10 protein-coding genes and 1 other annotated feature are annotated in these 17,307 nt (G+C 27.0%); of the genes, 7 read left to right on the top strand and 3 right to left on the bottom strand.

What is annotated here, in order from left to right; translation table 11 throughout:
* Nucleotides 1–62: 62 nt before the first annotated feature.
* Nucleotides 63–701 carry an MBL fold metallo-hydrolase gene (locus tag BN346_RS00800; protein WP_034438298.1) on the bottom strand — a complete coding sequence of 213 codons (639 nt, stop codon included), beginning with the start codon at nucleotides 699–701 and terminating at the stop codon, nucleotides 63–65.
* A 635-nt stretch (nucleotides 702–1,336) separates the two neighbouring features.
* Nucleotides 1,337–1,549, top strand: a binding site (T-box leader).
* An 85-nt stretch (nucleotides 1,550–1,634) separates the two neighbouring features.
* Here BN346_RS00800 and ileS point away from each other — a divergent pair.
* From ileS to BN346_RS00785, 3 genes are all read left to right on the top strand, one after another.
* Entirely contained in the window at nucleotides 1,635–4,736 is a 3,102-nt protein-coding gene (gene ileS, locus BN346_RS00795) for an isoleucine--tRNA ligase (RefSeq protein ID WP_034438295.1), read from the top strand.
* A gap of 193 nt (nucleotides 4,737–4,929) precedes the next feature.
* Nucleotides 4,930–5,238, top strand: coding sequence for a hypothetical protein (locus BN346_RS00790; RefSeq protein ID WP_034438293.1), 309 nt, complete (start codon nucleotides 4,930–4,932; stop codon nucleotides 5,236–5,238).
* Between the two features lie 279 nt (nucleotides 5,239–5,517).
* On the top strand, nucleotides 5,518–6,513 hold the full coding sequence (locus BN346_RS00785) for a LacI family DNA-binding transcriptional regulator (RefSeq protein WP_034438292.1): 996 nt from the start codon (nucleotides 5,518–5,520) through the stop codon (nucleotides 6,511–6,513).
* A 59-nt stretch (nucleotides 6,514–6,572) separates the two neighbouring features.
* Here BN346_RS00785 and BN346_RS00780 read toward each other — a convergent pair whose 3' ends face one another.
* Nucleotides 6,573–8,069, bottom strand: coding sequence for a 4Fe-4S dicluster domain-containing protein (locus BN346_RS00780; RefSeq protein ID WP_034438289.1), 1,497 nt, complete (start codon nucleotides 8,067–8,069; stop codon nucleotides 6,573–6,575).
* 723 nt (nucleotides 8,070–8,792) lie between these two features.
* Here BN346_RS00780 and BN346_RS00775 point away from each other — a divergent pair.
* The 3 genes from BN346_RS00775 to BN346_RS00765 all read left to right on the top strand — a co-directional run bounded on the left by BN346_RS00775 (nucleotide 8,793) and on the right by BN346_RS00765 (nucleotide 15,114).
* Nucleotides 8,793–12,812, top strand: coding sequence for an AAA domain-containing protein (locus tag BN346_RS00775; protein WP_034438287.1), 4,020 nt, complete (start codon nucleotides 8,793–8,795; stop codon nucleotides 12,810–12,812).
* Between the two features lie 54 nt (nucleotides 12,813–12,866).
* Nucleotides 12,867–13,283 (top strand): hypothetical protein, encoded by a 417-nt coding sequence (locus tag BN346_RS00770; RefSeq protein WP_034438282.1) that lies wholly within the window; start codon nucleotides 12,867–12,869, stop codon nucleotides 13,281–13,283.
* A gap of 124 nt (nucleotides 13,284–13,407) precedes the next feature.
* Nucleotides 13,408–15,114 (top strand): phospho-sugar mutase, encoded by a 1,707-nt coding sequence (locus BN346_RS00765; RefSeq protein WP_034438280.1) that lies wholly within the window; start codon nucleotides 13,408–13,410, stop codon nucleotides 15,112–15,114.
* Nucleotides 15,115–15,278: 164 nt separating this feature from the next.
* Here BN346_RS00765 and BN346_RS00760 read toward each other — a convergent pair whose 3' ends face one another.
* A complete protein-coding gene (locus BN346_RS00760; RefSeq protein WP_034438279.1) occupies nucleotides 15,279–15,500 on the bottom strand; it encodes a hypothetical protein in 222 nt (73 codons plus the stop codon).
* 475 nt (nucleotides 15,501–15,975) lie between these two features.
* On the opposite strand from BN346_RS00760, the gene BN346_RS00755 reads away from it, so the two are divergent.
* The gene (locus tag BN346_RS00755; RefSeq protein ID WP_034438277.1) at nucleotides 15,976–17,043 is read left to right on the top strand and encodes a mannose-1-phosphate guanylyltransferase; all 1,068 of its coding nucleotides are present in this window, start codon (nucleotides 15,976–15,978) and stop codon (nucleotides 17,041–17,043) included.
* Nucleotides 17,044–17,307 lie beyond the last annotated feature (264 nt).

Here is a 17,307-nt window from a genome sequence, read left to right as displayed (position 1 = left end):
TATGGTCTATTTTTTTATATACACTATCTAAAATTAAAAAAATAAATCAGTTTAATCTTTAACTATATAGAATTTAAAATTAAAACTTTATTCTTATCAGCTTCAATAAAGTCTTCAACCATTATAGAATTAGAATTAATTCTTTCACCTGTTTTCATGTTAGTTAAAAATGTTTCTACACCATCAAGTTCAAATGTTAATTGAGGAGTCTTATAATGCATGGGTATAGTTATTTTACTATTAATTTTTTTGGCTAACAGAGCAGCTTCTTCACCACCAATTGTATAATTTCCACCAACAGGAATTAAAAGAACATCTATATTTCCAATTAAATCAATAACCTCATCATCAAGCATATGACCTAAATCACCAAGGTGACATATTTTAATATTTCCAAAATTGAACTTAAAAATAGTGTTTGGGCCTCTTTTAGCGCCTTTTACTTCATCATGAAAAGATGGAAAACTTTCAATTGTTATGTTCTTTTCTTGATAATCTTCTGCATTACGAAGGATTTTAACATCATCATGTAGTAAAGCTGTATAATTATGATCAAAATGCTCATGACTTATAGTTACAATGTCAGTATTACCACGAAATAATGGATATCCGACAGTTTCGTCAAATGGATCAGTAACTATTTTAATCCCATTATTATCTTCAATTAAAAATGATGCATGACCAAGCCAAGTTAAATTCATAATAAAAACCTCCTAAAATTAATTTACAAATTTTTCTGAAATATATTAGTATTTTAACATAAGAATGAAAATATAACATATCAACTATAGGGTTCCAAGTTCAAATTTAAAATAATATATTTATCAATTGAAAAGCTTTTTTCTTTCATCAAGGAACAGGAATTATTTAAATTAGAGTTTCTTTGAAATTTTTATGAATAACGTTTTAAATAATTTGTGTTTCTTGGAATACTACTATTCTCATTTAATATTTGAATAATTTCATTTTCAGCTTGAAATCCTATATATGGTTTCAAGCTGAAATTCAAAATAATCTCTTTATCAAATGATACTACTAATCTTACAGTTTATTCTATTATCATGTTGGAAATCAATTAAAAAGTAAGAGTGAATAGTAAAAAGTTATGATTAATATTATTTATTCCTATATAATATTTAAAATGTGCAAAAGTGTATAGTACTATGAATTGATTTTAAATTATTGGTTATATTTATAATTAAATGAGTAACAAATTGTGTAATTATGAATATAATTGTATAAATAAGGTAGTTTAAATTTAGTTTTAACCTTATGATGAAATGAATTGACAACAAATAGTTAGTGTACTATAATGAATTCAAATTATAAGTTTTTTTAAAAGGCTATGAATAGGAAAAGTAATTTATCGTAGAACTTAAAGAGAGTGAGGGGTTGGTGTAACCTCATAGTTGTAGATAATCGAAAATCACCTAGGAGCTGAAAGCTGAAATTAAGTAAGTTTATCCGTATTTCTGCGTTAAAGAATAGAGTATATTTGTACTTGAAAAATTACCATAGGTGGTATAGCGAAGATATCTTCGTCCTATTTAGGGCGGGGTTTTTTTATTTTATAAACTAAAATTTTAACTTTTAAGATTGACTAATAAATTTACAATAAGAAAGGAGTTTTTAATATGTATAAAAAAATTGATTCTTCAAAAAGTTTTATGGACATGGAAAAAGATGTTATAAAACTTTGGAGTGAAAAAAACATAATACAAAAGAACTTTGACGCAAATAATGATGGCGAGTATTTTACATTTTATGATGGACCACCAACAGCAAATGGTAAGCCACATATAGGTCACGTTCTTACAAGAGTTATGAAGGATATTATCCCAAGATATAAAGTTATGAAGGGATATAAAGTATTAAGAAAAGCAGGATGGGATACTCATGGTCTTCCAGTTGAACTTGAAATAGAAAAAAAACTTGGAATATCAGGTAAACCTCAAATAGAAGAGTATGGTGTAGAAAAGTTTGTTACAGAATGTAAAGATAGTGTGTTTACATATGTTGAAATGTGGAGACAAATGTCTGAAAGATTAGCATATTGGGTAGATATGGATAATCCATATGTAACATTCCACAATAATTATATAGAGTCAGTTTGGTGGGCATTAAAAAGAATGTGGGATAAGGATTTAATATATAAAGGATTTAAGGTAATGCCTTATTGCCCAAGATGTGGAACAACTTTATCTTCACACGAAGTAGCTCAAGGATATAAAGATGTAAAAGACAGTTCAGTATATGTTAAATTCAAACTAAAAAATGAAGACAAATCTTTCTTAGTTTGGACAACAACTCCTTGGACTTTACCAAGTAACGTTGCATTAGCTGTAAATAAAACATACGATTATGTTGAAGTTGTTCAAGAAGATGAACATTTAATACTTTCAAAATCATTATTAAGTAAATTAAATGGAGAGTATGAAATAATTGCTGAATTTAAAGGTGAAGAACTTCTAGGAAAAGAATATGAACAAATGTTTAACTTTGAAGTTCCTGAAAAGAAAGCATTTTATGTTGTTCATGGAGATTATGTAACATTATCAGATGGTACTGGTATAGTTCATATAGCGCCTGCATATGGAGATGACGATAATAAAATAGGAAAACTTTATGATTTACCATTAATCAATTTAGTTGATGGAGAAGGTAAATTTGTAGATGCAGTTACTCCATGGGCTGGAATATTTGTTAAAAAAGCAGACGAAAAGATAATAAATACATTAAAGGAAGAAGGAAAACTTTATAAAAGTGAAAAATTCCTACACTCATATCCACACTGCTGGAGATGTGACACACCACTTCTTTACTATCCAAGAGAGAGCTGGTTTGTAAGAATGTCATCTTTAAGAGATAAACTTCTTGAAAATAATAACAATATAAATTGGATGCCTGACAATGTTAGAACTGGAAGAATGGGAAAATTCTTAGAAGGTGTAATTGACTGGGGTATTTCAAGAAATAGATACTGGGGAACACCACTTCCAATTTGGGAATGCGAATGCGGACATAGAGAGATGATAGGAAGCATAGCTGAACTTAAGGAAAAAGGAATAAATGTACCAGAAGATATAGAACTTCATAAACCATATATAGATAAAGTACATTTAAATTGTCCTAAGTGTTCAAAGGAAATGACAAGAGTGGAAGAGGTTATTGACTGTTGGTTTGACTCAGGATCAATGCCATTTGCACAACATCACTATCCTTTTGAAAATAAAGAAGTGTTTGAGGCTAACTTCCCAGCACAATTTATTTCAGAGGCAGTTGACCAAACAAGAGGATGGTTCTATACATTACTTGCAATATCAACTGTAGTATTTGAAAAGAATCCGTTTGAAAACTGTATAGTTCTAGGACACGTACTAGATAAAGATGGATTAAAAATGTCTAAGCACAAAGGAAATGTTTTAAGTCCATTCACAGTATTAGAAAATGAAGGAGCAGATGCGTTAAGATGGTACTTCTACACAGCTAGTGCACCATGGTTACCTTCAAGATTCTATGAAGAAGCTGTTATAGAAGCACAAAGAAAATTCATAGGAACACTATGGAATGTTTACTCATTCTATGTTTTATATGCTGATATAGATAAATTTGACCCATCTAAATATGAAAATTTCGTATCTGAAAATGTAATGGATAGATGGATGATGTCTAAACTTAATACTTTAGTTAAGACAATAGATGAGCATTTAGAAAACTATAGAATTACTCAAGGTGCAAAAGAGCTTGAAGAATTTGTAGATGAACTTTCAAACTGGTATGTAAGAAGAAACAGAGCAAGATATTGGGTTGAAGGGTTAAATGATGATAAAATAGGAGCATACATGACATTATATAGAGTATTAACTACTTTATCAAAAATAGCTGCTCCATTTATACCATTTGTAACAGAAGAGTTATATCAAAACTTAGTTGTTGCATTTGATAAAAATGCACCAGAAAGTGTTCATTTATGCAGATGGCCAGAATACAGATCTGACTTAGTAGATGAATCTTTAGAAGAAGAAATGAACAAAGCATATACAATAGTTAAACTTGGAAGAAGTGCAAGAAATGGTGCAAACATTAAGAATAGACAACCGCTTGGTAAAATGTTAGTTTCAGCAAAATCACTTCCAGAATACTATGGAGATATAGTAAAAGATGAACTTAATATAAAAGAAGTTGAGTTAGGTGCTGATATATCTAAATATGTTAATTTCGAAATAAAACCAAACCTACCTGTATTGGGAAAAGCTTATGGTAAATTAATACCTGGAATAAGAAAAGCTATAGGTGAAATGAACCAAATGGAACTTGCACAGACTATAAATAATGGTAATACTGTTACAATAGATGTTAATGGTGAAGAGATAGAATTAGATTCAAATAAACTATTAATAACAATGCAAGGATTAGATGGTTATGCATTTGCTGGTGAAGGTGACATGGGAGTAGTTTTAGATACTACAATAACTGAAGAATTAAGAGAAGAAGGTCATGTAAGAGAGATATTAAGTAAAATTCAAAACATGAGAAAAGAAAGTGGATTTGAAGTTGCTGATAAAATAAATATCTACGTTACAGGCAATGAAATGCTAGAAAATGTAATAAGAAAGTTTGAAGAGCAAATAGCTAGAGATACACTTGCTGTAGAAATAGTTTATGGTGGAAACTTTGATTATCAAGAAGTTAAAATAAATGGTGAAGAGTTAAAACTTGCTGTTGAAAAATTATAATTAAATAAAAATACCCATAAATGAAATGTTTCATTTATGGGTATTTTTTTATAAAAAATAAATTAATTGTAAATTTATTTATAACATTACTTATTATGTATATTAACATAGTTATATAATTGTATAATTAATATAGTAAAATATTTACAAAAATCACAGATTATATGTCAAAAATCAAGGGGGATTTAAAGAGATGAAATTTAATAAAGGAATATTTTATGTAATTTCAATAGTTAGTTCACCTATATTTTTAATATTTATATTATGTATGCTTGTTAATATAATAAAGAAAATATTATGGATAAAGAAAAATAATGGAAATAGTAAGGAAAATGAAAAAATAGCTAATATAGAAGAGGAAAAAAATGATATTGTGTGTAAAAATAAATTTAATATGACTAAATTTGTGTTGATAGAAATTGTAAAATGTGTTAGTATTCCAACAGCAGTACTTTTTTCAAATTATTTTATAGCAATTAAATTACTTGACGTTATTTGGTAAAACACAAGCATATAAATATACATTTCATTATAAATAATCAGAAGTTACAAAGCTAAATATATAATAAAATTTGTAAAACTTAGCATATTCATTTGTAAAATTTTAAATATACCTAAATAGTAAACATATATTTAAGCATATGTGGAAAAACTATTGTAAATTATTATAGTATAAAGTACTATAAAATGATAAGGTTGGTTAAGAAAATATTACGTATGAATGAGTATGTTATTTTTAATATACTAAAAGTTTAAATTATAAATAATAGGAGTGATTAAAATGGCAGCTTCAATTAAAGATGTAGCTAAAGAGGCTGGAGTTTCAATTGCTACTGTATCAAGAGTATTAAATGGAATAAATGTCGTAAATGAAGATACTAAAAGAAAAGTTTTAGATGCTATAGATAAGTTAGGTTATAGACCAAACATTCTAGCAAGAAGTCTAAAAACACATAAGTCTAGCACTATAGGAATAATAATTCCAGATATAGCAGGTGCTATTTTCCCAGAAGTAGTTAGAGGCGCAGAAGATGTTGCTAATATATATAATTATAATATAATGTTATGCAACACAGATTTAGATATAAATAGAGAAAAAGAAAGCTTTAGAATGCTAAAAGAAAAAATGGTAGATGGTGTAATATACATGGGAAATGCTATGGTTAAAGAAGTAGAAGACTTTATAAATGAGTTAGATATGAAAGTAGTAACCGTAGGAACAAGTGATTCTAAAGAAAAATATCCAAGTGTTGTAATCGATGTATTTCAAGCAGGATATGACGCAACTAAATACTTAATAGAAAAGGGAAATAAAAGAATTGCATACATTGGTTTTTTCCCAGAAATGTATGGCGGAAATTATCAAAAGCTTTTTGATGGATATAAGAAAGCTGTAAGTGAAAATATAGGATATGATGAAAATTTAATTTATTTCTCATCTTTAAATGCGCAAGAAGGATTCAAAGGTGTAAATACAATATTAGAAAAAACATCATTTGATGCTGTAATTTGTAGTAGTGATGAAGTTGCAGTAGGTGCAATTAATGCATTAAGAGAAAGAAATATAAAAGTTCCAGAACAAGTAGATGTTATGGGCTTCAATGACACTGATTTAGCATCAATGTACTATCCAACATTAACGACAGTATCACAACCACTTTACGATATGGGTTCAATAAGTATGAGAATTCTTATAAAAATACTTAATAATGAACCAGTAGAAGAACAACAATTTATATTACCATATGATATAGTAGAGAGAAACTCTTGTAAATAAAATTAAAAAAATGTAAACGTAAAATAAGACTTAAGCTAAATTTAGCTTAAGTCTTATTTTTATTTATCTAAATTTCTTTCAAGATTTATATTTTCAAATTCAGGTATTTTATCATTATCTACTACTGATTTCTTAGATGCAGTAGCATTTTGTTTAACAAATGTAGCTTTAGTGCTTAGTGGAGGTAAAATCACACCAGCACCACCAACACAACCGCCTTCACACATCATACCTTCAATAAAGTTTGCTGGAAGTTTACCTATACTAGCAAGAGTCATAGTTTTCTTCATATCAGTTGGACCACTTATTTTAATAGGTTTGAAATCTATATTAATTTTTTCACGTTCAATATAGTTTTCTATAGCAGCAGTAAGTCCACCAGTTGCAGCGAATCCACGACCCAAAGTAGAACCATCATCAAAAGTAACTGAATCGCAATTTTCTGGATCCATGTCAAAGGCATCTAATAATGCTGAAATTTCTTCAAATGTAAGTACATAGTCAATTATATCTTTTACATCAGGACGTCTCATTTCTCCTTTTTTTGCAGTACAAGGACCTACAAAAATTATTTTTGCATCTGGATCAAAAGATTTTATATATTTACCAGTTGCTATCATTGGAGAAACTGTTGAAGAAATTTTATCTTTTTCCTTTGGAAATTTCTTTTCTATATAACTTAAAAAACCAGGGCAACAAGAGTTAGTCATGTACTTATCACCAGAATTCATTCTTTCAACAAATTCGTTACTTTCGTGAATAGTTACTAAATCTGCACCACAAGCAGCTTCATATACATCAGTAAAACCAATATTTAAAAGAGCGGATTTAACTTGACCTAAAGAAACTTTATTGCCAAATTGACCTCCAATTGCAGGAGCAATTATTGCGTAAAGGTTTTCTTTTTTTGCAAGACGTCTAGCTACTGGTTCAATGAAACTCTTATCAGATATAGCACCAAAAGGGCAAGCTTTCATACAAGCACCACATTGAATGCAATCTTCTGTTTTTATCATGGCTCTTCTATCTTCAGCTACAGATAATGCGCCAGTAGGACAAACAACTTTACAAGGTCTTAAAACTTCTGAAATTGCATGATAAGGACATTGCTTTTTGCAAAGTCCACATTCCTTGCATAACTCTTGATTTATAAAAGCTTTACCATTAACTCTTACCATGGCTTTTGTAGGACAAACCTCCATACATTTATGAGCAAGGCAACCTCTGCAAGCTTCAGTAACAGTATATTTATTTATTGGACATTTATCACAAGCTGCTTCGATAATATAAATAATTTGATCATTATTTTTTATGTCTTCCAGTTCATCCATAGTATCTCCAGTTGGTGAATATCCGGCAGCAAGTTTTGCACGTTGATTTACAATAACTCTTTCCTTGTAAACACAACATCTGTATTGAGGAGTGTCCTTATCAACAATACCAACATGAATTTTGCTTAGTTCTTCTGTAGTTAATCTGTCTTCTTTTGCTAGTATGGCAATGCTTTTTAAAACATTGTGCTTAATTTTTTTTAATTGAGTTTCAAAAATAAACATCCTTACCTCTCCTTTATATATGACAAATAATTTATAAAACAGGATATGGTTCCAAGTTTATTTCCTAAATAGGCTAATCCAAAACTTGGACACCTTAAATAGTGAGACGTAATCGAATTCAATTAAATAAAAAAGGACATATTTAAATAAAATATTTTTTAAAAATAACTACTACATTTAAGTTCGATATGGTTTCACTATATTAACAAACTTTTAAATTTTAACAATTCCATAAATATTATACTATAAAGATTGAAAAAAATATCCAACTTTTATTGCAAAAAAAATAAAAAATGAAATAAAAAAAACATTTTACAGAAAAGTTAAACAAAAATTAAAAAGTAACAAAAAACTACACAAAAAAACTTTTAATATAAGTAAAAAGTAAAATAATTTCCCGGTAAATATCTAATAAGGCAATAGATGTAGAGTGATTTATAGAAAATAATAAAGGAAAAAGAACTATTAGGAAAAAACATACAACAAGGGAATTTACTTCTCAATATTGTACAAAGTGGTGTCATAAACTATAATAAAAATGTATAACTATGTCTTTATAAGAAATATAAGAATAAAAATGAGATTTATTTGTTTTAAAATTACAGATTTTAATAAATGACTATATAAGGTTTAAATATTAGCATGGACAATTAATTATTGAATAAGCTGAAATAATTAAATTGGAACCATATAGAATAGTGTATAAAAATGGAGGTTAGTAACTTGGATATAAATAAAAAAGTAGAACAAATATTTACATATTTACTCAGCGTCAAAAGTATGAATGATAAGAAAATCAGGGAAATAAGTGAATATGAAGAAATATTTTTTGAAAATGCTTTCCATGACATGGAAGGTATTGATTTAGTAAATAGTGAAACTAAGGATTATTGGTTAGAAATTACAAAAGAAAATAAAGATTTATATAATAAATTTTCAAAAATATATTTAAAACTTCAAAAAAATGGGGAGAATTTAGAAATTGTATATGGAAATGGACTAGTTATAGGAATGGAGGAAGAAAAACAAATTTGTCATCCTATATTTATAACAAAAATGACACTTGTATTTGATGAAAAAAACAGTGTTTTTTATTTGAAACCATATAACAATGTAACAAATGTGGAGACAGATTTTTTAAATGGCATAGATAAGTTTCCAATAGATAAATTAATAGATTTAAGTAGTAAAATAAAAACACTAGGAATAAATCCTAGAGTTTCAGAAGAATTAATTAATGGAATAAATGAAGTTAGTAGTGTACTAGATATTGATTTTGATGGTGAAATGAAAAAACTATCATCTTTATTGGATATGAATAGTACAGGAAGTTTAGAGTTTTATGATGAGCCAGTAATAATATTTAGAAAAGTAGATACTAGGCTTTGGAATTTAGAATTAAATTCAATGATAGAAGCTATAAAAAGCGGTTATAAAATTCCTAAGACTATAGAAGCTTTAGTAAATAGTGAAGTAACAAATGAAAATGTTAAAGATGATGAGTGGGATGTTATAGGTGAAGATTTATTGTTCCCATTACCATATAATAATGAACAAAAAGAAATAGTGAAAAGATTGTCAGAAAACTTTGGTGTTGTTGTACAAGGGCCACCAGGAACAGGGAAAAGCCATACTATAGTAAATCTAATTTGTCATTTGCTAGCTCATGGTAAAAGAGTATTGGTGACAAGTCAAACAGATAGGGCTCTTAAAGTTCTTAATAATAAGATACCAGAAGAAATACGATCTCTTTGTATGAGTATCTTAGGGGATGATGCTAAGGCTATGGATGATTTGGATAATTCAGTGAGAAAAATAACTGAAAATCTTTCTCTAGATGTTAGTGAAATAAAGAAAGAATTCAAATATTTAAGATTTAAATTAAAAGAATGTAAATCAGCTCAAAATTCTTTATATGAAGAATTAAAGAAAATTGAAGAAAGCGAAAATAGCTTATTAGATTATGACAACAATCAGTATACATTAATGGATATGGCTAAATATATAAGAGAAAATACAAACTTAGATTATATTGATGATTCATTATGCATAAAAGATAGTAGTCCATTAAATGATGAAGAATTAATGGACATGCTTGAATTACTAGAAAAGTTTAAATCTGATGAATTAAAATTATATGAGGATAGCAAAGAAAATATAAGTAAGTTACCAAATTTGGATTATGTATTAAAACTTATAGAAATATATAATGAAGAAAATAAAAAGTCTGAACAAAATAAAAAGATCTTATCTAATTGGAGCGACAAGGAAGTTACAAGTTATAAAAATACACATTTAATTAACTTGCTAGATGAGGCTTATAAAAGTTTAAGTGAAATAGAAGGCACTTATATAGAAAAACTTATGAAAGTATATCATGCAAATAAAACTACCAAAGAATTTTGGAATAGTTTCATAGAACATTGTAATGAATGTATAGAGTGTATATCAAAATTAAAGATAGAACTAAACAAACACTCAATAGAAATTCCTAACAATGTAGATTTAGTACAATTTAAAAAGGATTTTAAAATTGTAGAAAAAGCTATAAGAGAAAAGGGAAAAATAAGTTCATTGTTTAAAATGTTACATGGTAATGTTAAGTATATTATTGAAGATGTAAAAGTTGATGGTGAAAATGTTACATCAGTAGATAAATTAGACATAATTAATAATTATATTAAGTTAAATGAAACAGAAAAAGAATTAAAAAATTATTTTAATAATAATATAAAAGAGCTAGATGGTGAGCAAATAGAAGAAGAAAGCAATTATTTACTAAAGATGGAGGATACACTTCAAAAGTTAAATATAGTAATTAGTTGGGATGAAAATTACAAAGATAAAATAATAGGATTATTAAAAGCTAAACATTTTAGTAAGGAAATTAATTTTTATGAAAAGGAAGACTATAAGTATATAAAAGATTCTCTTTTAAGTTTAAAATCATTTAGACTTATGGAAAGTACTAGAGAAGAATTAAATCAAAATAATAAAATTATAAAGAAATATCCTTGCTTTAATCAACTTTGTGATTATATAGAAAAATTCGATTATAAATCAGTTAAAGAGCTTAATAGAGAAATATTATATGTAACTAAAAACAGTAATGAGCTGGATAAGCTTATAAAATATAGAGACAAGATGGTAGACGTTTGTCCTAAATTCACAAAGTATATATTTGCAAAAGATAATGAAAACTTAAAAAATGATTTCATGAATTTTAAAGATGCATTTAAATATAGGGTATTTAGTGAATTTATAAAAGATAATTGTAACAATGATATAATGAAATTAGAGAAAATGTTACATGATGAAAAAGTTTTAGAAAATACATTGATAAAAGAAATTGTAAGCAAACAAAGTTGGTATAACCAAATTCAAAGAACAACAGAATCGCAAAAAAGAAGTTTATTTGCATGGATGGAAGCGATAAAAAGGATAGGTAAAGGAACAGGGGTACAAGCTGCTAAGTATAGAAAAATTGCACAAAAAGAAATGGAGAAGTGCAAAGATGTAATTCCTGTTTGGATAATGCCAATAAATAGAGTTATAGAAAATCTTAAAGTAAATGAGAATGCTTTTGACGTTGTAATAGTAGATGAAAGTAGTCAAAGTGATATAACTGCATTAACAGCGTTAATGAGAGCAGAAAGAGCAGTTATAGTAGGAGATGAAAAGCAAATAAGTCCAGAAGCTATTGGAAAAGATAGTGGAATGGTTGAAAAACTTATAGAAGATTATCTTTATGACATACCAGATTCAGATTGGTTTGATTTAAAGACTAGTTTATACACAACAGCATTAAGAGTATTTCCAAATAGACTTGTTTTAAAGGAACATTTTAGAAGTGTTGAAGAGATAATAGGATTTAGTAATAAGACATGTTATTCTGATGAAATTATACCTTTAAGGTGTGGTAAGAATGACAATCCAATAGATACAGAACCTTTAATTGCTGTAAAAGTAGATGATGCTGTTAGGGAACCATCTAGGTCTGTAAATATAAAAGAAGCTTATGCAATAGTAGATCAAATTGAAAAGTGTTGCAAGGATGAAAAATATAATGGCATGACTATGGGGGTAATATCTTTACTTGGCGACGCACAAGCAGAAGTTATCGAAAATCTTCTTATAGAAAGAATTGGAATGGAAGAGATTATAGAAAGAAAAATTGTATGTGGAGATGCATATTCATTCCAAGGCGATGAGAGAGACATAGTATTTTTATCTCTTGTTATAGCAAATAATGTTAAATATAATATATTAGCTAAGGATTCTGATATTAGAAGATTTAATGTAGCAGCAAGTAGAGCAAGAAATCAAATGTGGATATTCCATTCTGTTGATTTGGAAGAGATAAGTCCTAAGTGTATAAGATATAAGTTACTAGATTATTGTATTAACTATAAAAACTATGTCTATAATGATATTAAGGATAAAGAATATGTACTTACTGATTTTGAAGAAGATATAGAGCAAAATCTTATAGGAGAAAGTTTAAATATAACTCCAAAAGTTAGAGTTGGTAAGTATGAAATTGATTTTGTACTAGATGCAGATAAATGTATAGCAATTGAGTGTGTTGGAGGAAGAAGAAATGGTAAGTATTCTTGGGAAGATAGTTATGAAAGACAACATACGTTAGAAAGAGTAGGATGGAAATTCTATAAAATAAGAAGTAGTGAATTTTATTTGAATTCCAATGATGCTATAAATAAATTAAAAGATTTCTTAAAATAAAATTTAAACAAAAGAATAATATTATACAAAAGGATGTTACAAAGGAGTAGAGATATGGAAAAAATTAATGAAACATTATTTATTATGTTTAATAATGGAGATAATAAAATAAAAATAGGTGAACTAAGTAAATGTGAGAACAAATACTATTTTAAGTATGATATAGAAGGTGCAAAGAAAGCTAGCGAATTTGGATTTGAGGCATTTCCTAATTTCCCAAGAATAAATGCACAGTATTTTAGAGAAGAAATATTTTCATGCTTTAGAGAAAGAATAGCTGGAGACAATTTAGATGATGAAGAGTTATTTGACATTATAAAAAGTACTGGAGCTAGATTAGCAGAAGATAATTTAGAATTTGTATTAGATGAATCAACAGTTGTTGAAACTGAAAAAAAATCTAAAGATGATAAAAAGGAAGAAGAAATAAAAGAAGAACAAGATATAGAAGAAAAAGAAGAAGAAAAATAAAACGGATAAATAATCAATTTTTTTCAAAACTAACATATATTGATATTAAGAAAAAAAGCATGTACTAAAAAAGAAGACTTTATAGTACATGCTTTTTTTATAAAGGTATTAGGAGTTGAATTTTTTGGATTATAATGAAAGATATAATTTATGGATGAATTCTAATAGTATAGATGAAAAAGATAAAGAACATTTAAAAGATATAAATCATGATGATAAAAAAGAAAGATTTTATAAGGAATTAGAATTTGGAACTGGTGGATTAAGAGGGGTTATGGGGAATGGTAGTAATAGAATAAATAAATATACAGTTAGAAAAGCAACAGAAGGATTATCAAGGTACTTAATAAAAAAATATACTAAAGATATTAGTGTTGCTATTGCATATGATTCAAGAAATAATTCTAGTGATTTTGCCAATGAAACAGCTAAGGTTTTAGCAGGAAACAACATAAAAGTGTATCTATATGATGATATAACAGCTACACCAATATTATCTTATACAGTTAGAAAGCTCAATTGTAATGCAGGCATAGTTATAACAGCATCTCATAATTCAAAAGAATACAATGGTTACAAAGTATACAATTCTGATGGAGTTCAAATTACAGATAAAATGAGTAAAGAAATTTTAAGTGAAATTAAGAATGTTAAAAGTTTCGATGAAATAAAATATGAAAATATAACTTATGCTCTTGAAAAAGAACATATAGTTTATATAGGAAAAGATATAAAGAAACAATATATAGAAAAAGTAAAAAGTATATCTTTGAGAAAGAATATAATAGATGAATATGGTGATAAGTTAAAAATTATCTATACACCTATACATGGTACTGGAAGGGAACCCATTACAAGAATTTTAGAGGATTTTAATTATAAATTTAAGATTGTAAAGGAACAAGAGAATGCAGATGGAAATTTTCCAACTGTAAAATATCCTAATCCTGAGGATACAAAGGTTTTCAAATTAGCTTTAGAAATGGCTAAAAAAGAGGATGTAGATTTAATTATAGGTACAGATCCAGATTGTGATAGAGTTGGTGTAGTATGTAATGATAATGGAAAGTATGTTCCGTTAACTGGAAATGAAATAGGTATACTTTTAAGCTTTTATGCACTAGAAACATTAAAATCACAAAATAGATTATCTAAAAAAGCAATGATTATAAAAACTATAGTGACAACAGATTTAGTTAAAAGGTTTGAAGAAAAATTTGAAATTGATGTTTTAGAAGTGTTAACAGGGTTTAAATATATAGGTGAATTAGTTAAAAATGAAAATAGTAGACAATTTATTTTAGGATTTGAAGAAAGTTATGGATATTTAACTGGTGATTTCGTTGGAGATAAAGATGCTGTGATTGCAACATCATTAATTTGTGAGATGGCATTGTATTATAAATTAAAAGGTATATCTTTGTGTGAGCAACTTAAGAATATATATAAAAAATATGGATATTCAAAAGAAAAATTATTATCCTTTGAATTTAAAGGTATAGAGGGAAAAGATAAGATTGAATATATAATGAATTATTTTAGAAATGAATTTTTGAATATGTTAGAAAATCAAAATATTAAGGTTAAAAAAATAGAAGATTATAAATTAGGGATAGTAAGTGATTTAAATTTAAATAAAAAATATGAACTAACATTGCCAAAATCAAATGTAGTAAAATTTATTTTAGAAGATAATTCGTGGATAGTTATAAGGCCGTCAGGAACAGAACCAAAGATAAAAGTATATTTAGAAGCAGAAGATAAAACAGAAGAAAAGTGTATTAATAAAATTAATGATTTTGAAAAAATAATAAGAAGAATAATACTATAATGAAATGAAAAAAGGATGACTTAAGAAGAGATTTAATTTAAGTCATCCTTTTTAAGAGGTATTTTATAAATAAATTACTCTTTAGAAGAAGGCAGCTACTCCGCCTTAAAGAGCATAAACACTGGCAATTATTATTTTCTTTCATGTTTAGTAATAGAAGAAAATTAATCAATAGAGCTGATAGTATGACCAGTTTTAATAACATTTTTCTTAACGAAAGTTGCATCGTTCCCATTTTTGTCTGTAACATCTATGGTGCGATGATATGCATTATCAAAGGCGTCATTTAATAATTCATAATTACTTAAACTTTCGTTTATTAAATTATTTATTTTATTGTCAGAGTAGTTTGTAGGGCAATTTTCGTCAAAAGATTCAAATGACATAAAATCATCTCCTTATAACTTTTGTAAAGAAACATTAAAAACACACTTTACAATACATATGATTAGTAATTATTAATAAAAGTATACGTAGTAAAATTTAACATAAAACAATATGAATTATATGTTAATAAGTAATTAGATGTAAAAATAAAGTGTTAGTTTTTTTTATAAAATTTTATAGTGTTTTTCAGATAAAATTAGTTAAACACTATGTACAAAGTAGTTTTTATAAATTTGTATTTTCGGATATTAAGAATAATGGGAGTAATAGATACCATAACTTTTCATCATTATTTATTGATTGTCCCCCTATATAAAAGTAGGAATAATATGTGTATAAGTTTGATAGTTTTTTTATAAGTGGTGGATAATTTTAAATAGTTAAGTTATTTTAATGAATTTATGGAAAATAGAATAGCACAAAAAAGTAAAAATCAACATAAAATAGAATTAAGCAATAAATAAAGGTGATATTTTGTTATACGCATTAATTTTAGCAGGTGGAAAAGGAACAAGATTATATCCCTTATCAAGATCAAATAATCCCAAACAGTTTTTAAAAACAGTAAATAATAAAAGCTTTCTTAGGAATACTGTAGATAGGATTACGCCAATTATCGATAAAGATAATATTTTTGTCGTTACAAATAAAGAATATATAGATAAAGTATATGAAGAGCTACCTGAAATAAAGGAGGAGAATGTATTTATAGAACCTGAAAATAAAGAGACTGCAACATGCATAGGATTGTCGGCTGTTAAGCTTCTTAAAAGAGATAAAGAAGCTGTTATGGTTGTGTTACCATCTGATCACTATATAGAAGGTGAAAAACAGTTTAATCAGACAATCATTCAAGCTATAGAAGTGGCTGAGAGAAAAAGAGGCCTTGTAACAATAGGAGTTATGCCAACTAGACCCGAAACAGGATATGGATATATTCAAATGGGAAATCAAATTTCAGGTGATATACCAACTTTTAAGGTAGAGAGATTTACAGAAAAGCCTAATTTAGAAGTTGCTAAGGACTTTTTGATGGAAGGAACTTATTTGTGGAATAGTGGGATGTTTGTATGGAGAGCGGATATTTATTTAAGAGAAATGCAAAGGTATCTTCCTAAAATGCATGAATGTATAAATAGGATATATCAAAGCATAGGTGAAGAAAACGAACAAGAGGTGATAAATGCACAATATGATTTAATTGATGGAATCTCCGTTGATTTTGGTATCATGCAAAAAACAAGAAAAGCATATGTTATAAAATGTGAATTTGTATGGGATGATATAGGAAGCTTTAATGCCCTTACTAGATTTTTAAAGTCTAATAGAGGCAATAATATATCAGGTCCATCATTTTTAAATGATAGTGAAAATTGCTCAGTATTTGGTAATGATAAATTAATCATAGGTTTTGGTTTAAAAGATTTAGTGATTGTGGATGCAGGGGATGTGATACTTGTTATGGATAAATCTAAGGATCAGGAAATGAAATCATTACTAAATGAAATTAAAGAAGATGAGGAGTTAAAAGGGTTTTTATAAATTTTTAATATATAAATATTAAATTTAAATTTGCTTAAATTAGGAGATAAAATTTTAAAATTTAATATAGGAGGAATTTAAGAAATCAATTTTAAATTTATTTAAAATTGATTTCTTAAATTATAATGAAAAATAATAATTATAAGACTTTTTTATAGGAGGTTTCATGGTATAATGTAATTAAAATAAAAGCATTTTGAGGGTTAACATGAATTTAATTACTTTTAAAAATTTGACTTTACAAGAGAAAAAAAATTTATATAA

The sequence above is a fragment of the Clostridium ihumii AP5 genome, assembly GCF_000612845.1.
Lineage (GTDB): Bacteria > Bacillota > Clostridia > Clostridiales > Clostridiaceae > Clostridium_J > Clostridium_J ihumii.
Note: the sequence above shows the minus strand (reverse complement) of the source record. Positions and strands in the feature narration are given on the sequence as shown.